Source organism: Streptomyces sp. NBC_01006, from assembly GCF_045162725.1.
Lineage (GTDB): Bacteria > Actinomycetota > Actinomycetes > Streptomycetales > Streptomycetaceae > Streptomyces.
In genome coordinates this window covers 3,898,163-3,915,165 of the sequence record NZ_CP108700.1, presented here as the reverse complement: position 1 = coordinate 3,915,165, position 17,003 = coordinate 3,898,163, and the positions used below count along the sequence as shown (strand labels likewise).

Annotated in this window: 17 protein-coding genes; 8 read left to right on the top strand and 9 right to left on the bottom strand. The window is 70.8% G+C overall.

Translation table 11 applies throughout. The features are described 5' to 3' along the window. Positions 1-62 precede the first annotated feature (62 nt). From OG509_RS17810 to OG509_RS17795, 4 genes are all read left to right on the top strand, one after another. Entirely contained in the window at positions 63-191 is a 129-nt protein-coding gene (locus OG509_RS17810) for a hypothetical protein (protein ID WP_406183504.1), read from the top strand. Continuing rightward, positions 188-1,705, top strand: coding sequence for a serine/threonine-protein kinase (locus tag OG509_RS17805; RefSeq protein WP_406183503.1), 1,518 nt, complete (start codon positions 188-190; stop codon positions 1,703-1,705). Before OG509_RS17810 ends, OG509_RS17805 begins: the two co-directional genes overlap by 4 nt. Before the next feature lie 76 nt (positions 1,706-1,781). Next, complete coding sequence (locus tag OG509_RS17800) at positions 1,782-2,792, top strand: NlpC/P60 family protein (protein ID WP_406187613.1); 1,011 nt, start codon at positions 1,782-1,784, stop codon at positions 2,790-2,792. A 217-nt stretch (positions 2,793-3,009) separates the two neighbouring features. Further along, positions 3,010-3,708 (top strand): phosphatase PAP2 family protein, encoded by a 699-nt coding sequence (locus OG509_RS17795; protein ID WP_406183502.1) that lies wholly within the window; start codon positions 3,010-3,012, stop codon positions 3,706-3,708. Positions 3,709-3,846: 138 nt separating this feature from the next. On the opposite strand, the gene OG509_RS17790 is transcribed toward OG509_RS17795, so the two are convergent. Next, positions 3,847-4,080, bottom strand: coding sequence for a hypothetical protein (locus OG509_RS17790; RefSeq protein WP_406183501.1), 234 nt, complete (start codon positions 4,078-4,080; stop codon positions 3,847-3,849). 424 nt (positions 4,081-4,504) lie between these two features. Here OG509_RS17790 and OG509_RS17785 point away from each other — a divergent pair, with 424 nt between their 5' ends. Continuing rightward, a complete protein-coding gene (locus OG509_RS17785) occupies positions 4,505-5,347 on the top strand; it encodes a hypothetical protein (protein ID WP_406183500.1) in 843 nt (280 codons plus the stop codon). 141 nt (positions 5,348-5,488) lie between these two features. Next, on the top strand, positions 5,489-5,641 hold the full coding sequence (locus tag OG509_RS17780; protein ID WP_165937309.1) for a hypothetical protein: 153 nt from the start codon (positions 5,489-5,491) through the stop codon (positions 5,639-5,641). A 15-nt stretch (positions 5,642-5,656) separates the two neighbouring features. Here OG509_RS17780 and OG509_RS17775 read toward each other — a convergent pair whose 3' ends face one another. Continuing rightward, positions 5,657-6,043: a metal-sensitive transcriptional regulator gene (locus tag OG509_RS17775; protein WP_406183499.1), complete on the bottom strand. Its 387-nt coding sequence runs from the start codon at positions 6,041-6,043 to the stop codon at positions 5,657-5,659. A 205-nt stretch (positions 6,044-6,248) separates the two neighbouring features. Here OG509_RS17775 and OG509_RS17770 point away from each other — a divergent pair, with 205 nt between their 5' ends. After that, a complete protein-coding gene (locus tag OG509_RS17770) occupies positions 6,249-6,869 on the top strand; it encodes a DUF47 domain-containing protein (RefSeq protein WP_030157116.1) in 621 nt (206 codons plus the stop codon). Between the two features lie 5 nt (positions 6,870-6,874). After that, positions 6,875-7,876: an anion permease gene (locus tag OG509_RS17765; RefSeq protein ID WP_406183498.1), complete on the top strand. Its 1,002-nt coding sequence runs from the start codon at positions 6,875-6,877 to the stop codon at positions 7,874-7,876. A 136-nt stretch (positions 7,877-8,012) separates the two neighbouring features. Here the strand turns inward: OG509_RS17765 and pstB are convergent, their stop codons facing one another. The 7 genes from pstB to mshD form a co-directional block, all read right to left on the bottom strand. Beyond that, entirely contained in the window at positions 8,013-8,789 is a 777-nt protein-coding gene (gene pstB / locus OG509_RS17760) for a phosphate ABC transporter ATP-binding protein PstB (protein WP_406183497.1), read from the bottom strand. Between the two features lie 30 nt (positions 8,790-8,819). Next, positions 8,820-9,902 carry a phosphate ABC transporter permease PstA gene (gene pstA, locus OG509_RS17755; protein ID WP_406183496.1) on the bottom strand — a complete coding sequence of 361 codons (1,083 nt, stop codon included), beginning with the start codon at positions 9,900-9,902 and terminating at the stop codon, positions 8,820-8,822. After that, positions 9,902-10,891, bottom strand: a complete 990-nt coding sequence (pstC, locus tag OG509_RS17750; RefSeq protein ID WP_406183495.1) for a phosphate ABC transporter permease subunit PstC — start codon at positions 10,889-10,891, stop codon at positions 9,902-9,904. The genes pstA and pstC overlap by 1 nt, the downstream gene beginning before the upstream one ends. A gap of 127 nt (positions 10,892-11,018) precedes the next feature. Further along, positions 11,019-12,158 carry a phosphate ABC transporter substrate-binding protein PstS gene (pstS, locus tag OG509_RS17745; protein ID WP_406183494.1) on the bottom strand — a complete coding sequence of 380 codons (1,140 nt, stop codon included), beginning with the start codon at positions 12,156-12,158 and terminating at the stop codon, positions 11,019-11,021. Between the two features lie 332 nt (positions 12,159-12,490). After that, positions 12,491-13,447, bottom strand: coding sequence for a CHAD domain-containing protein (locus OG509_RS17740; protein WP_406183493.1), 957 nt, complete (start codon positions 13,445-13,447; stop codon positions 12,491-12,493). Then, positions 13,428-15,710: an RNA degradosome polyphosphate kinase gene (locus OG509_RS17735; protein WP_406183492.1), complete on the bottom strand. Its 2,283-nt coding sequence runs from the start codon at positions 15,708-15,710 to the stop codon at positions 13,428-13,430. The genes OG509_RS17740 and OG509_RS17735 overlap by 20 nt, the downstream gene beginning before the upstream one ends. A gap of 301 nt (positions 15,711-16,011) precedes the next feature. Beyond that, positions 16,012-16,944 (bottom strand): mycothiol synthase, encoded by a 933-nt coding sequence (gene mshD, locus OG509_RS17730; protein WP_385582838.1) that lies wholly within the window; start codon positions 16,942-16,944, stop codon positions 16,012-16,014. Between the last annotated feature and the right edge of the window lie 59 nt (positions 16,945-17,003).

Sequence of the window (17,003 nt, the reverse complement as noted above, 5' to 3'; positions counted from 1 at the left end):
ACCCCGCGAGAGGGGTCAACCCGCCTGCGGGGCAAGGGAGTCGGTGTGGCAGGCTCGTGCCGGTGGAGCCCCTGAGAGATGTCGACCCCGCCCGCATCGGGGCGCACGCGCTGCTGGCCCGGCTCGGTGCCGGGGGGATGGGCCAGGTGTACCTCGGGGGCGCTCGCCCGGCGGCCGCCTGGTGGCGGTGAAGGTGATCCGGGACGAGATCACCGGGCACCCGGAGGCCCTCGCCCGGTTCCGGCGCGAGGCCGAGACCGTACGGGCGGTGCGGTCGGCGTACACGGCGAACCTGATCGACGCCTCGCTGGCGGCGCCGCCGTTCTGGCTGGCGACGGAGTACGTGGCGGGGCCGACGCTCGCTCATGCCGTGGCGGAGCGCGGCGGTTTGCCCGCGGACACCTGCCGGCGGCTGTTCGCGGCCCTCGCGGAGGGGCTGGCGAGCGTCCACGCGTACGGGGTGACCCACCGGGACCTCAAGCCGCAGAACGTCATCCTGGGCGCGCAGGGTCCGCAGCTCATCGACTTCGGCATCGCGCGCGGTGTGGGCGAGACGGCCCTCACCCAGGACGGCCAGGCGCCCGGGACCCCGGGGTACACCGCGCCCGAGGTGCTGCTCGGGGCCGGGGCGGGGGCCGCCGCGGACGTGTTCGCGCTGGGCGCGACGCTCGCGTACGCGGCGACCGGGCGGCCGCCGTTCGGTACGGGCGTGGCGGCGACGGTGGGCTACCGGGCGGTGCACGAGCCGATCGACGTGGCCGGGGTGGAGCCGGGGCTGGCGGCGCTGATCGAGGCGTGCGCGGCGAAGGACCCGGCGGCCCGGCCCGCTCCGGCGGAGGTGATCGCCAGGTGCGGGGTACGGGACGCGCTGATCGACGATCCGGTGTACCCGTTGCTGGGGGCGCTGGGCGAGGCCGTGCCGGTGCACGAGATGCGGACGAGGGGCCCGGGCCTGCCCCCGGGCTACACCCCGACGCACGCCGCGGTTCCCGTACCGGGGCGGCGGGTGGGGTGGCGTTCGCCGCGGGCCGCGGCGTCCGTGGCAGTGGTCGCAACCCTGTCCCTGGCCGCCTGGATGCTGGTTCCGTCCGACGGGAAGGGCGAGGAGGGCCGGGGGCAGGACCGGGGCAAGGACGCTGTTGCCGCGCCCTCGGTGCCGCAGGGCGCCGCCGCCAAGCCGCCCGCCGAGTACATCGAGGGCAATCAGATCTCGCACTACTTCTGGCTGCCCTCCACCGACCCGGAACGCGCCGCACACGGTACCGGCGCCTGCAACATCGGGGCGGAGCAGAAGCCGCCCGGCGCGGACCTGCAGACCGGCGCCGAGGTCTCCGGGAAGTCCGTGACCATCAGCATGCGCGTGAAGTACGCCGAGACCAGCCGGACCAAACCCGATCCGTACTACGTGTCGGTGGCGATCCGGTCCCCGCACGACCTCGATCCGCAGACCGGGAAGCCCTTCCCCATGGACAACCGGGCCGTGGGCTTCACCAGCAAGCCCATCGACATCTACGGCAAATGGAACACGGGCGAGTTCCTGACGCTCAGGTACCCGGACGACTTCTCGGAGCACGTGAACGGCAAGACGCGCCCCGGTGTGCCTCTGGCGAACGACCCGGGGGACTGGACGGTGGTCTTCTACCACGTCGAGGATGACCCTGCGAAGTACGCGAGTATCCACTGCACGGGCTTCCAAGCGGCCTAGTGGATCCGACGACACGGGCGAATCACACGTTAAAGCGACGGGGATGGGGGAGTGTTGACGGGTGCGCAGATTCTGGATGGCAGGCGGGATCGGGATCGGGCTCTGTCTGAGCTTCCTCGTGCTGATCGTGGTGGGGACGTACTCGGCCGCGGCCGGCCTCGCCGGAGCCGGGGCGGCCGGGGGCCGCGCGCTCGGGCTGGCCAAGGGGGCCGTACCCGCGAAGTACCAGAGCCTGGTGCAGAAGTGGGGAACGCTGTGCCCGGCCATGACCCCGGCGCTGCTGGCCGCGCAGCTGTACTCGGAGAGCGGCTGGGATCCGAGTGCCGTCAGCCCCGCCGACGCCCGCGGTATCGCCCAGTTCATCCCGGGCACCTGGGCCGGGCACGGCATCGACGGGGACGGTGACGGCGACCGCGACATCTGGGACCCCAACGACGCGATCCCCTCGGCGGCTTCGTACGACTGCGAGCTGGCCAAGGACGTGGCGGGTGTGCCGGGGGACGCGACGAGCAACATGCTCGCGGCCTACAACGCGGGGGCGTACGCGGTCATCAAGTACGGCGGGGTGCCTCCGTACAACGAGACCCAGGGGTACGTGAAGGCCATCACGACCCTCGCGAAGAGCTTCGAGCGGCCCATCGGTCGGGTCGCGCCCTCGCAGCAGGCGGCCGGGGCCATCTACTTCGCGCAGAAGCAGTTGGGGACCCCGTACCTGTGGGGCGGGAACGGGACGCCGGATCAGGACGGGCGGTTCGACTGCTCGGGGCTGACCAAGGCCGCGTACGAGTCGGTGGGGATCGAGCTGCCGCGCGTCGCCAACGACCAGTACAACGCGGGGGCGCATCCGTCGCGCGATGAACTACTCCCCGGCGACCTGGTGTTCTTCTCCGATGATCTGACGAACTCCCGGGCGATCCACCACGTCGGCCTCTACGTGGGCGGCGGATACATGATCAACGCCCCGTACACCGGTGCCGTGATCCGCTTCGACAAGATCGACACCCCGGACTACTTCGGGGCGACGCGTGTCACCAAGGACGGGGCCGCGGCCCTTCCCGACCGGAGCGCCGACGCCAAGTCTTCCTAGTCGCAGCCCCCTTGCCCACGCTGAGTTAACCCAAGGCCCTGAGCTGCGACGACGAGTCTCTCTTCGGTAACGTTGCCGTGATCATTCCGTGGAGAGTGGAACGTGATGTTCAGAACGGGCGTTCCATGGGCGCAGGCTTGATCAACGGGGGGGTTCAGGGGCGCACACCGGCGTGCGCCCGAGGGGAACCGAGCAAGGGCTAAGGGGCCGTATCGCCATGGCTGGACTCACAACCGGTGGGCCGAACGTGGACGTAAGCCTGCTGTACGACATCAACGGACTGGCGCGGCACGCTCCGGCCGCGGTCGACCGGGCCGTCGGCCTCGTCGGCTCGTACGGGATCCCGCTGGCCCTGGTGCTCCTCTTCCTGTGGTGCTGGCACGGTACGCGCCGGCAGGACGAGGCCACGGCCGCCGAGTCGTTCGCCGCCCTCGTCTGGGCTCCGCTCGCCGCCGCGCTCGTCCTCCTCGTGAACGTCCCGCTGCGCGCGTTCGTCGCCAGGCCGCGGCCGTTCGTCGCGCACAGCGGCCTGGACGTGCTCGCCCCCTACTCCGGTCCCGGTGACTTCTCCTTCGTCAGCGGCCACGCCGGCCTCGCGATGGCCCTGGGCGTCGGCCTGTTCATCGCCCATCGCAAGCTCGGGCTCATCGGGATCGGGCTGGCCCTCGCCGAGGGCCTCTGCCGGGTGTACCTCGGCGTCCACTACCCCACCGACGTCATCGGCGGCTTCGCGCTCGGCACCGCCGTCGTCCTGCTGCTCGCCCCGCTCGCGATGGCGCTGCTGACCCCGGTGGTGCGGGCGGTGGCCCGCTCGCCGCGCGCCGGCCGGCTGGTCCGGGCCAAGCGCCGGGCCCTGCCGCGCCCGGTGGACCTCGCGCAGCCGCCGGCCCCGCACGAGAGCGACCTCGCCGCGTAGCGGTCCCGGATCCGGCTCAGGGCCACCCGTCTCAGGGCCACCCGTACGCGTGCCATACGGAGACCAGGACCGCCGCCAGCAGGCACAGGCCCGCCGCGCCGAAGCACAGGCGGACCGCCCTCGGCCGGCTGCGCGGGCTCACGGCTCGCCGCTCTCCGCGCCGTGGCCCTCCGGGTCCTCCTCGCGGCGGTACCGCGAGCGCAGCCACAAGCCGGTGGCCACGGCCGCCGTGGTGGTCGCCCCGATGGCCAGGGCCACGTCGGCCGGGCCGTCCGCCGAACCCGTCGGGCGGGCCGAGGCCGCGGCGGCGGGCGTGAGCGCGATGAGCAGGGCCCAGAGGAGGGCGGCGACGCGGGGTGCGGGTCCTGGCATGCATCCAGGGCATCCGCTCCCGGACGGCCCGGCCAGCCGGGCCGTCCGAACGGGCGACCCGCCGGGCTTCCCGGTCAGGTGGTGGTGTGCCGGTCCGCGTCCTTGCGGGCCAGATCGCGGGAGCGGCGGGCCGGGCCTCTCCAGCCGCAGGTGCACGCGGCCAGGCAGAACGACCCGCGTTCGGCGGTGCTTGTGGTGTGCCCGGTGTGCCCGGTGGGTGGCCGCTCCGTGGGACGGGAGTGCGGCGCGACGTCAAGCGGAGGGACAAGCGACGCTTTGCTCTGCGAATCCACACCACCACGGTACCCGGACCGCGCAGGGCCCCGGGACCGAGGCGGCCGTGACGGGAAACCCCGGACCTCGTTAACCGGAGCGGGTGGGGGCCTCGGGCAAGCAGCGGTCATGCGTTGGGGGTTGGCAGGCGATGGTGGTGCACCAGCACAGGCGGCGCGGGCGGCGGCGCGGACGCGCGGGTGAGGTGGTGCTCGCCCTCGGCACGGCCGCGATCCTGGCCGCGGCCAGTGGGTGCGCGGGCGCGGCCAAGGGCGACGACCGGCCCCCCGCAGACCCGGCCGCGACGGTACGGGGAGCCGCGGACCGGCTGGCGAAGACCGGCAGCGCGCAGGCCCGTACGGCCATGGAGATGGCCACGGGCGGGACCCGGGTCACGATCCGCGGCGAGGGCGGGGTCGACTTCAAGAACCGGATGGGCCAGCTCCTGGTGATGCTCCCGGCGGACGCGGCCGGCAAGGACGAGCACCGGCCCATCACCGAGCTGCTCGTCCCCGGGGCGCTGTACATGAAGAACAGGGGCGCCGGGGTGCCCGACGACAAGTGGGTGCGGGTCGACACGACGACCCTCGCCGACGGGAACCTCGTCACGGGCGGGGCCACCGATCCGCTGGCCGCGGCCGAGCTGCTGCGCGGCGTACTGGAGGCGACGTACGTGGGCGAGACCGAGGTGGCGGGCACCAAGGTGCGGCACTACCGCGGGACCATCGACATCGGCCAGGCCGCGAAGAACGCCTCACCGGCGGTCAAGGGGGCACTGGAGGCGGCGGCGAAAGGGTTCACCAAGGACGCGGTCCCGTTCGACGTCTACCTCGACGAGGAGGGCCGGCTGCGGAAGGTCCGGCACCGCTTCAGCTACGTCAACAATGGCGTGATCGATGTCTCCTCGACCACGCTGCTCTACGGGTTCGGGACGCCGGTGAAGGTCGTATTGCCCGCAAGCGGGGACATTTACGCCGGGAAGATCGCCGAATAGCCGGCCGGGCGGTGCCGGGGCGGCGCGATCGGGCCATGGCCCGGTATCCGGAAATGGTCCATCCGTGTCATGCGCACAGCGCCCCGCCCTCCCTACGCTGAGACGGCCCCTGACCGATGACGGCAGATCGAGGTGACACGCGTGACTCCCGCAGGCGGTACGACGGTGCAGGACCACGTGGCGCTCGCCGAGATCGAGCTGTGCGGCGAGCTGATCATCGCGGCGTCCGCGGCGGACGAGGAGCGGCTCAGCCAGGACCGGATCGACGAGGTCCTGATGGGTCTCGGGCTGTAGCCGCCGCCGTACCGGTCAGGTGCGCAGCAGGCGGGCGATCGCCTTCGTCGCTTCCTCGACCTTGGCGTCGATCTCGTCCCCGCCCTTGACGGCCGCGTCGGCGACGCAGTGCCGCAGGTGCTCTTCGAGCAGTTGGAGCGCGAAGGACTGGAGGGCCTTCGTGCTCGCCGAGACCTGGGTGAGTATGTCGATGCAGTAGACGTCCTCGTCGACGAGCCGCTGCAGACCGCGGATCTGGCCCTCGATGCGGCGCAGCCGCTTGAGGTGCTCGTCCTTCTGGTGGTGGTAGCCGTGCACCACGCCGGTACCGGGGCCGGTACCGGGACCGGTACCGGTACCGATCGCCGTTTCCGGGCCGGTGGTGACGTCGGCTCCGGAGCCCTCCGCCTCGATGGCAGTCATGAGTCCTCCCGTGGTCCGGATCGAGGGGGTGCATACCCCTCATGGGTATAGGGTACTGGGCCCCGGACGGAGCGGCAGGGGCCCGTGGTCCTCACTCTGCCTGATGGAGGAGACTGGGTAATCGCCCGGAACCGCCGGTTAGCCCTGGCCGGGGGTTGCGCCTAGCATCAGCCTGACCGAATCCAATGCACCCCGAGGACCTCACGTGCGATTTCGTCTGACCCCCAGGGAGACGAGCTTCTACGACATGTTCGCCGCATCCGCGGACAACATCGTCACGGGCTCCAAGCTCCTGATGGAACTGCTCGGAGCGGACTCCTCCGCCCGGGCCGAGATCGCGGAGCGGATGCGGGCAGCCGAGCACGCGGGGGACGACGCCACCCACGCGATCTTCCACCAGCTGAACTCCTCCTTCATCACGCCGTTCGACCGCGAGGACATCTACAACCTGGCCTCGTCGCTCGACGACATCATGGACTTCATGGAGGAGGCCGTCGACCTGGTCGTCCTGTACCAGGTGGAGGAGCTCCCCAAGGGTGTCGAGCAGCAGATCGAGGTGCTGGCGCGCGCGGCCGAGCTGACCGCCGAGGCCATGCCGCACCTGCGGACGATGGACAACCTGACCGAGTACTGGATCGAGGTCAACCGCCTTGAGAACCAGGCCGACCAGATCCACCGCAAGCTGCTCGCACAGCTCTTCAACGGCAAGTACGACGCCATCGAGGTGCTGAAGCTCAAGCAGATCGTCGACGTGCTCGAAGAGGCGGCCGACGCGTTCGAGCACGTCGCGAACACGGTGGAGACCATCGCGGTCAAGGAGTCCTGAACCTCGTGGACACCTTCGCTCTGATCGTGACCATCGGTGTCGCGCTCGGTTTCACGTACACCAACGGTTTCCACGACTCGGCGAACGCGATCGCGACCTCGGTCTCGACCCGCGCGCTGACCCCGCGCGCCGCCCTCGCGATGGCCGCGGTGATGAACCTCGCCGGTGCCTTCCTGGGCAGCGGGGTCGCCAAGACGGTCAGCGAGGGGCTGATCGAGACGCCCACCGGCACCCGGGGCATGTGGATCCTCTTCGCGGCGCTGGTCGGCGCGATCGTCTGGAACCTGATCACCTGGTACTTCGGTCTCCCCTCGTCCTCCTCGCACGCCCTGTTCGGCGGCATGGTGGGTGCGGCGCTGGCCGGTGGCACCGAGGTGATCTGGTCGGGTGTGGTCGACAAGGTCGTCATCCCGATGTTCGTCTCGCCGGTCGTCGGTCTGCTCGTCGGCTACCTCGTGATGCTGACCATCCTGTGGCTGTTCCGCCGGGCCAACCCGCACAAGGCCAAGCGCGGCTTCCGTATAGCGCAGACGGTGTCCGCGGCCGGCATGGCCCTCGGCCACGGCCTCCAGGACGCGCAGAAGACGATGGGCATCGTGATGATGGCCCTGACCATCGCGGAGCTGCAGACCGAAGGCGCCGAGATCCCGGTCTGGGTCAAGATCGTGTGTGCCGTGATGCTCTCGCTGGGTACGTACGCGGGCGGCTGGCGCATCATGCGGACCCTCGGCCGCAAGATCATCGAGCTGGACCCGCCGCAGGGCTTCGCCGCCGAGACCACCGGTGCCTCGATCATGTTCGGCTCGGCGTACCTCTTCCACGCGCCGATCTCCACCACCCACGTGATCACCTCGGCGATCATGGGCGTGGGCGCGACCAAGCGGGTCAACGCGGTCCGCTGGGGTGTCGCCAAGAACATCGTGATGGGCTGGTTCATCACCATGCCGGCCGCGGCCCTGGTCGCCGCGCTCAGCTTCTGGATCGTGGACCTGGCCTTCGTCGGCTAGGCCGTCTCTTCCGGCGGCGATCGGAAACGAAAGCGGGCCGGCTCCCCCCACCCAGGGGGAGCCGGCCCTTTTCTTTCGCCTTGCGGTGGCACCGCCATGCAGCACCGCAGGACGTTGTTCACATCCGGGCTTCGGTTTAGCCGAAGCGGCCCGAGATGTAGTCCTCGGTCGCCTGGACGGACGGGTTCGAGAAGATCCGGTCCGTGTCGTCGATCTCGATCAGCTTGCCGGGCTGGCCGACCGCCGAGAGGTTGAAGAACGCGGTGCGGTCGGAGACGCGGGCGGCCTGCTGCATGTTGTGCGTCACGATGACGATCGTGAAGCGCTCCTTGAGCTCGCCGATCAGGTCCTCGATCGCGAGGGTGGAGATCGGGTCCAGGGCCGAGCAGGGCTCGTCCATCAGCAGGACCTCCGGCTCGACCGCGATGGCGCGGGCGATGCACAGACGCTGCTGCTGGCCGCCGGAGAGGCCGGAGCCCGGCTTGTTCAGGCGGTCCTTGACCTCGTTCCAGAGGTTCGCGCCCTTCAGGGACCGCTCCACGATGTCCGTGAGCTCGGACTTCTTGAAGCTGCCGTTCAGACGCAGACCCGCCGCCACGTTGTCGAAGATCGACATGGTGGGGAAGGGGTTCGGACGCTGGAAGACCATGCCGACCGTGCGGCGGACCGCGACCGGGTCGACGCCGGTGCCGTACAGGTTCTCGTCGTCCAGGAGCACCTTGCCCTCGACGCGGCCACCGGGGGTGACCTCGTGCATGCGGTTCAGGGTGCGCAGGAAGGTGGACTTGCCGCAGCCGGACGGGCCGATGAAGGCGGTCACGGAGCGCGGCTCCACGGTCATCGAGATGTCATCGATGGCCTTGTGGTTGCCGTAGAAGGCGGACAGTCCGCTGACGTCGATTCGCTTCGCCATGAGGGGTCACTTCGCTTTCAGGGGGTCGCGTCAGCGACCGGTCTTCGGGGCCTTCCAGCGGGCGATGCCGCGGGCCACCAGATTGAGGATCATGACGAAGGCGATCAGGACGAGCGCTGCGGCCCATGCCCGGTCGTAGGAGGCGTCACTGCCGACCTTGTACTGCTCCCAGATGTAGAGCGGGAGCGAGGACTGAGCACCTTCGAAGGGGTTCGGGTTGATCAGCTGGGTACCGAAGACCAGCAGCATGATCGGCGCGGTCTCACCGGCGATGCGGGCGACGGCCAGCATGACGCCGGTCGCGATGCCGCCGATGGCGGTGGGGAGCACGACCTTGAGGATCATGCGCCACTTCGGCACGCCGAGGGCGAGGGCGGCCTCGCGCAGCTCGTTCGGGACGAGCTTCAGCATCTCCTCGGTGGAGCGGACCACGACGGGCATCATCAGGATCGACAGGGCCATCGAGCCGGCGAAGCCGGAGGGGCCGAAGCCGAGCGCCAGGTTCCAGGTCGTGAGGATGAACAGACCCGCGACGATGGAGGGGATGCCGGTCATGACGTCGACGAAGAAGGTCACGGCCTTGGCGAGCGAGCCCTTGCCGTACTCGACCAGGTAGACGGCGGTCAGCAGGCCGATCGGCGCCGCGATCAGGGCGGCCAGGGCGACCTGCTCGATGGTGCCGAGCAGCGCGTGGTAGACGCCGCCGCCCTCCTCGAAGCTGGTCACGCCGTTCATCGAGTGGGTGAGGAAGTCGCCGGAGAGGGCCTTGACGCCGCGGCTGACGGTGGTCCAGATCAGCGAGAGCAGCGGGATGACCGCGAGGACGAAGCTGACCCACACGAGGGAGGTCGCGATGCGGTCCTTGGCCTGGCGGCGGTTCTCGACGATCGCGCTGGAGGTGTACGTGATCACCACGAACAGGATCGAGGCGATCAGGCCCCACTGGACCTTGCTGTGCAGGTCGGCGACGACGCCGATGCCGCAGCCGAGGGCGATCGAGAGGACCGCGGTGCCGGCCGGGGCCCAGCGGGGGAGGCCGCCTCGGGTGAGGCCGGCGGGAGCGGCGGACTTGCGGGCCGGGGCGGGCCGCTGGTCCTGGATTGCGTGGCTCATCAGGCGTTCGCCCCCGAGAAGTCCTTGCGGCGAGCGATGATCAGGCGAGCTGCACCGTTGACCAGCAGGGTGAGCAGGAAGAGGACCAGACCGGAGGCGATCAGCGCGTCGCGGCCGAACTCGTTGGCCTCGTCGAACTTCGCGGCGATGTTCTGCGCGAACGTGCCGCCGCCCGGGTCCAGGATGTGCCCGTTGATCAGGAAGCTCGGGGAGAGGACGGTCGCGACGGCCATGGTCTCGCCCAGCGCGCGGCCGAGGCCGAGCATCGAGGCGGAGATGACGCCGGAGCGGCCGAAGGGCAGCACCGACAGGCGGATGACCTCCCAGCGGGTCGCGCCGAGGGCCAGGGCGGCCTCCTCGTTCATGCGCGGGACCTGGAGGAAGACCTCGCGGCTGACGCTGGTCACGATCGGCAGGATCATGATCGCGAGCAGGATGCCGACGGTGAAGAGCGAGCGGGCGACGCCGACCTGGGTCTTGTCGAAGACGTAGGTCCAGCCCATGTACTCGTCGAGCCAGAGGTTGAGGCCTGCGAGCTGCGGGACGAGGAAGAGCGCGCCCCAGATGCCGTAGATGATCGACGGCACGGCGGCCAGCAGGTCGACCACGTACGCGAGGGGCGCGGCCAGCTTGCGCGGCGCGTAGTGCGAGATGAAGAGGGCGATGCCGACAGCGATCGGAACCGCGATGGCCATCGCGATGATCGAGCTGACGACGGTGCCGAAGAGCAGGACGGCGATGCCGAAGACGGGCGGGTTGGCCGACGCGTTCCAGTCGAAGGTGGTGAGGAAGTTCCCCTCGTTCTTCGACAGTGCGATCGAGGCGCGGTAGGTGAGGAAGATGGCGATCGACGCCATGATCACCAGGAGCAGGATGCCGGAGCCCTTGGAGAGCCCGGCGAAGATCTTGTCACCGGCTCGGCCGGTGGACCTTGCGCTCTTGGCGACAGGCGGAGCCTGGTCTATCTGGGTGGGTGTGGTGGAAGCCATGATCTTTCCGGTCTGGGTGGGGGGAAGGCCCCCTGGCGGCGGTGCACCGGATCCCCTGGGTGGAGGGGAGGGTCCCCGGGTGCCGGGCAGTTCGGACGGGAACTGCCCGGCACCGGGGTTTCAGCGATTAGGCCAGCGAGTTGACGACTTCGCGGACCTTGGCGTTGATCTCGGCCGGGATCGGCGCGTAGCCGTTCTCGGAGAGGACCTTCTGGCCCGCGTCCGAGGCGGTGTAGTTCAGGAAGGACTTGACGGTGGCGAGCGTCTCGGGCTTGTTGCCCTTGTCGCAGACGACCTCGTACGTCACCAGGACGATCGGGTAGGCGCCCTCGGCCTTGGTGGTGTAGTCGAGCTTCAGCGCCAGGTCGGAGCCGGTGCCGGCGATCTTGGCGGCGGCGATGGCCTTGGAGGCGGTCTCGGAGGAGGCCTTGACCGGGGCGGCGGCGCCCGTGTTCACGTCGACCGTCTTGATGCTCTGCGAGGAGGCGTAGGACAGCTCGAAGTAGCCGATCGCGCCGTCAACGGCCTTCACCTGGGAGGCGACACCGGCGGAGCCGGTCGCGGCCTGGCCACCGGGGGCCGGCCACTTCTTGGCGGCCTCGTACGTCCAGGCCTCGGGAGCGGCGGCCTTGAGGTACTTGCCCAGGTTCTCGGTGGTGCCCGAGTCCTCGGAGCGGTGGAAGGCCTGGATGGCGGTGGAGGGAAGCGTGACGCCGGGGTTCAGCTTCTTGATCGCCTCGTCATCCCACTTCTTGATCTTGTCGTTGAAGATGTTGGCGAGGGTGGGGGCGTCCAGCGTCAGCTTGTCCACGCCGGCGACGTTGAAGCCGACGGCGATCGGGCCGCCGACCATGGGCAGGTTGATGCCCTGGCCACCGGTGCAGACCTTCTTCGACTCCTCGACGGCGTCGGGCTTCAGCGCGGAGTCCGAGCCGGCGAAGCCGACGGTGCCCTGGTTGAAGGCGACGATGCCCTCACCGGAGGAGGAGGACTTGTAGTTGACCTCGACGCCGGAGCAGGCGGCCATGTAGTTCTTGACCCACAGGTCCACGGCGTTCTTCTGGGCGGAGGAGCCGGAGGCCAGGAGCTTGCCCTTGGCGTCGTCGCACTTGATGTCGCCCGCGGCGGCGGCCGACGGCTTGCCGCTGGCGGCGCCGCCATCCTTCGTGTTGTTGTCCGAGCCGCACGCCGTGAGGACCAGGGCGCCGGACACGACAAGCGCCCCGAGGGCGGAGGCACGAAGCATGTTCTTGCGCTGAAGCTTCACTTTTCGGGTGTTCCTTCCAGAAGCCGCCGGCCGCTTTCTGCAATCGGGGCGGCGTGCGAAGAGGACTACGTCGGATTGCACGGCGTGTCATTCGATCTGGTGGACGACGCGCTCCGTGCACCACCGAAATTAGGCAGATCAGGTGAAGCGGCCGACCGGGGCAAGTGAACGGACGGTGAACCGTGGCGGACGGCCTGGTGTGGATGGTCGGGTTTGCTCCGGAGTGTCATCCGCCGTTGTCCCGTCGTTACCGTTATGTGACCCCCGCCTGGGCGGTTCCCCGGGTCCGGCGCGGACCCGGGGGTGGCTGAATCTTTTCGGTCGCCACCCGGTTAGGGGGCGGCGACCGTCACGGGCTGCCACAGGCCCTGGAAGGTGAAGCGGGCCGCCTCCACCTCGTGTCGCTGGTCGGCGTGGAGGACGCCCAGGGCGTACGCCGTCGCCGGGGCGATGCGCGGGGTGCGGGCCGCCGTCGCCGATGCGGCCGCGGCCTCGGCGGCGTCGCGGTGGCGGTCCAGGGCCTCCCCGGCCGCCGCCAGCCGGGCCACGTCCTCGCCCAGGGCCTCCCGGGCGTAGCGGTGGACCCGCAGCAGCCGGCGCACCTCGTGCCAGGAGCCGTCGTGGTCGGCGTTGTACGGCTGGGACTCGGCGGCGTGCGGCAGCGCCGAGACGGCCCCCGCCAGCCGGGTGTGGGCCACCTCCGCCAGCGGGATCAGGACCTCGTCCACCCGCCCGCGGGCCGCGACCGGGTCCAGCGGCACCTCGGAGGCCAGTACGGCCACGGCGTCCGCGACCGCGTGGAACCGGGACGAGCCCAGCGCCTGCAGGGTCGCCGAGTGGGCGCGGGTCCGGGCCAGCGTGAGCTGCCGCTCCAGCAGGGCGCCGGCGCGCGCCGAGCCCACCGTGAGCGAGCCCGCGGCGCCCCGGGGTGCGGGCACCTCCGGGGAGCCCGAGAGCCGGTGCAGCGCGTCCAGCAGCCGGGTCAGCCGGGCGGCGTACGCGTGCTCGTCCGCCAGGGTCGAGGACAGCCACACCAGCTCGGTGCGCAGCCCGTCGGCCCATGAGGACTCGGTCACCACTCGGAAGGTGGACAGGGACCCGCTGATCCGGCGCGCAGCCCCCCGCAGGCTGCGCGCCGCATCGCTGCCCTCCGCGGCGTCGGCCCCGCTCTCCTCGTGGAGGCGCAGCCCGCGCAGGAAGGCGGTGGCCTGGGCCCGCAGGTACGTGCCGAGCACGTCACCCGCGGAGCCCTCTCCACGCGCTGTCAGGTCATGGTTTGGCAGAGCCACGCCGGCGCCTCCGGGCGTCTATGAGCATCTCCTGAACGTGCCGCAGCGGCTGGCCTTCGTGGTCCGTGCTGTGCCGGGTCCATTCGCCGTCCGGGCCCAGGTGCCAGGAGGACGTGGCGTCGGACATGCCGGTCTCCAGCATCCGGTCCAGTGCCGCGCGGTGGGCCGGGTCGGCGACCCTGACCAGTGCCTCGATGCGGCGGTCGAGGTTGCGGTGCATCATGTCGGCGCTGCCGATCCACACCTCGGGCTCGCCGCCGTTGCCGAAGGCGAAGACCCGGGAGTGTTCCAGGAAGCGGCCGAGGATCGAGCGGACCCGGATGTTGTCCGAGAGCCCGGGGACCCCGGGGCGCACGGCGCAGATGCCGCGGACCCAGATGTCGACGGGCACTCCCGCCTGGGAGGCCCGGTAGAGCGAGTCGATGAGTGCCTCGTCGACGATCGAGTTCATCTTGAGGCGCACGTACGCGGGGCGGCCGGCCCGGTGGTGGGCGGCCTCCTTGTCGATCCGCGTGATCAGGCCGTCGCGCAGCGAGCGCGGGGCCACGAGCAGGCGGCGGTAGGTCTCGCGGCGCGAGTAGCCGGACAGCCGGTTGAAGAGGTCGGAGAGGTCCGCGCCGACTTGCGGGTCGGCGGTGAGCAGGCCGAGGTCCTCGTACAGGCGGGCGGTCTTGGGGTGGTAGTTGCCGGTGCCGACGTGGGAGTAGCGGCGGAGCGTGTCGCCCTCCTGGCGGACCACGAGCGACAGCTTGCAGTGGGTCTTGAGGCCCACCAGGCCGTACACGACGTGGCAGCCGGACTCCTCCAGCTTGCGGGCCCATTTGATGTTGGCCTGCTCGTCGAAGCGGGCCTTGATCTCGACGAGTACGAGGACCTGCTTGCCGGATTCCGCGGCGTCGATCAGGGCGTCCACGATCGGGGAGTCACCGGAGGTCCGGTACAGCGTCTGCTTGATCGCGAGGACGTCCGGGTCGGCGGCGGCCTGCTCCAGGAAGGCCTGCACCGAGGTGGAGAAGGAGTCGTACGGGTGGTGCAGCAGCACGTCCCGTTCGCGCAGCGCGGCGAAGATGTCGGGCGCGGACGCGGACTCGACCTCGGCGAGGTCGCGGTGGGTGCCGGCGACGAACTTGGGGTACTTCAGCTCGGGCCGGTCCAGGGAGGCGATGCCGAAGAGGCCGGTCAGGTCCAGCGGGCCGGGCAGCGGGTAGACCTCGGCGGCGGAGACGTTCAGCTCCTGGACGAGGAGGTCCAGGACGGCGGGGTCGATGGACTCCTCGACCTCCAGGCGCACCGGCGGGCCGAAGCGGCGCCGCATGAGCTCCTTCTCCAGGGCCTGGAGCAGGTTCTCCGCGTCGTCCTCCTCGACCTCCAGGTCCTCGTTGCGGGTCACCCGGAACATGTGGTGGTCCAGGACCTCCATGCCGGGGAAGAGCTCCTCCAGGTGCGCGGCGATGACGTCCTCCAGGGGGACGTAGCGCTGCGGGGAGGCCTCCAGGAAGCGGGAGAGCAGCGGCGGGACCTTGACGCGCGCGAAGTGGCGGTGGCCGCTGACGGGGTTGCGGACGACGACCGCGAGGTTCAGCGAGAGCCCCGAGATGTACGGGAAGGGGTGCGCGGGGTCCACGGCCAGCGGGGTGAGCACCGGGAAGATCTGGTTCCGGAACAGCGTGAAGAGGCGGGCCTGCTCCTTCTCGGTGAGGTCCGGCCAGCGGATGAGGTGGATGCCCTCTTCGGCGAGCTGGGGGGAGATGTCCTGCTGGAAGCAGGCGGCGTGCCGGGCCATGAGCTCGCGCGAGCGGGTCCAGATCAGGTCCAGCACCTCACGGGGCTGGAGGCCTGAGGCCGAACGGGTGGCGACGCCGGTCGCGATGCGCCGCTTGAGGCCGGCGACGCGGACCATGAAGAACTCGTCGAGGTTGCTCGCGAAGATCGCCAGGAAGTTGGCGCGCTCCAGGAGCGGGGTCGCCGGGTCCTCGGCCAGCTCCAGGACCCGCTCGTTGAAGGCCAGCCAGCTGCGCTCGCGGTCGAGGAAGCGCCCCGGGGGCAGCTCGTCGCCGTCCTTGTCGTCGTAGGCGTCCAGGTCGGCGTCGAGATCGGGCGCGAGGCCGGGCTCCAGACCGGAGTGCGGGCGGTGCGCGGCTATGGAGCCGATCCGCGCGGGCTTGGCCGCCGGGCCGGGGGTGGCCGCGGAGGCTTCGGCGGAGGTGTGAGACGGGTGCTGGGCAGGGACCTCGGCGGGGCCTGCGCTGGGCTGGGGGCTCATGACTCCATTGTTCCGCGCAGGGGGCAGGACAGGCGCGTCGGACGGGGTCGCCGTCAGTCGGAGTCGGGGCTGCATGCGGGGAGAGTCGCAAGCGCGCATGAAGGTCCGGTGAATGGCGCATGGCTTCCAGGCTCCGGGTGGTGCACGAGTACGTCTTTTACGTCGTTTCCGCGCCCGGAATGCTCCGGCACGTCCCCTGTGTCCCCGGTGTGCGCCCGGAGCGCGGGGCCTGTCCGTGGACAGGCCCTCGCTCTCCGTGTCACCCGACCGCCCTCGGGCGGAGCGCTCCGCCCGCCCTCCGTCAGCTTTCCGTGCGGTACATCAGGTCGACCTCGTGGGTGCTGAAGCCGAGGCCCTCGTACACGGCGAGAGCCGCCGGATTGTCGGCGTCCACGTACAGCATCGCGGTGGGCAGGCCGGCCCCCGCGAGGTGGTGCAGGCCGATCGCGGTGAGGGCCTTGCCGAGGCCGCCGCCCTGGGCGCCGGGGCGGACGCCGAGCACGTAGACCTCCCCGAGCCGCTCCTCGGCATGCACCTTCGTCCAGTGGAAGCCGATCAGCTCCCCGTCGCGCTCGGCGAGGAAGAAGCCCTTGGGGTCGAACCAGGGCTGCGCGATCCGGTCGTTCAGGTCCCGCTGGGTCAGCGAGCCCTGTTCGGGGTGGTGGGCGAAGGCGGCCGAGTTCACCGCGAGCCAGGCCGCGTCGTCCTGGCCGGGCACGAAGGTCCGTACGGTCACCCCGGCGGGCAGCACCACCTCGGGCAGCGGGGGCCCGTCCGGGCCGAGCGGGCGGCGCAGCTGGCGCAGCTCCCGGAACAGGGTCAGGCCGAGCACCTGCGCGAGGTGGCGGGCGGCCGACTTGCCGCCGTGTGCCCACACCCGGATCCGCTTGCCCGAGGCGGCCAGCAGGGCCGAGCCCAGGGCCCGCCCGTGCCCGCGCCCGCGCAGCGCGGGGTGGACGACGAGCTCGGCGGCGGGGGCCTCCACCGGATCGGTGTCCTCCAGTTGCCCGTATCCGGCGAGCCGGCCCTTCTCGGTGAGCAGGAAGTGCCGGATCCCCTCGCGGCGCCCGCCGCGCAGCTGGAGGCGGCCCTGCTCGGACACGGCGGTGGTGCCGTCCGTCCGCGCCGCGTCCTCGATGAGGGCGAGCACGGCGTCGGCCTGTTCCTCCGTCAGCTCGTCGAGGGTCTCAATCTGGCGTCCCGGCTCCAGGGCCGCTGCTGCGTCGTCAGTCATGCGTCGAGCCTACGACCGCGGGAGGCGCCCGCGGTGGTGTGCGTGCAGCGGGCCGACGG

Coding starts and splice junctions, on each gene's coding strand:
- OG509_RS17800 (WP_406187613.1), top strand. CDS start 1,782: ATGGCAGGCGGGATCGGGATCGGGCTCTGTCTGAGCTTCCTCGTGCTG.
- OG509_RS17795 (WP_406183502.1), top strand. CDS start 3,010: ATGGCTGGACTCACAACCGGTGGGCCGAACGTGGACGTAAGCCTGCTG.
- OG509_RS17790 (WP_406183501.1), bottom strand. CDS start 4,080: ATGCCAGGACCCGCACCCCGCGTCGCCGCCCTCCTCTGGGCCCTGCTC.
- OG509_RS17785 (WP_406183500.1), top strand. CDS start 4,505: ATGGTGGTGCACCAGCACAGGCGGCGCGGGCGGCGGCGCGGACGCGCG.
- OG509_RS17775 (WP_406183499.1), bottom strand. CDS start 6,043: ATGACTGCCATCGAGGCGGAGGGCTCCGGAGCCGACGTCACCACCGGC.
- pstB (WP_406183497.1), bottom strand. CDS start 8,789: ATGGCGAAGCGAATCGACGTCAGCGGACTGTCCGCCTTCTACGGCAAC.
- pstA (WP_406183496.1), bottom strand. CDS start 9,902: ATGAGCCACGCAATCCAGGACCAGCGGCCCGCCCCGGCCCGCAAGTCC.
- pstC (WP_406183495.1), bottom strand. CDS start 10,891: ATGGCTTCCACCACACCCACCCAGATAGACCAGGCTCCGCCTGTCGCC.
- OG509_RS17735 (WP_406183492.1), bottom strand. CDS start 15,710: ATGAGCCCCCAGCCCAGCGCAGGCCCCGCCGAGGTCCCTGCCCAGCAC.
- mshD (WP_385582838.1), bottom strand. CDS start 16,944: ATGACTGACGACGCAGCAGCGGCCCTGGAGCCGGGACGCCAGATTGAG.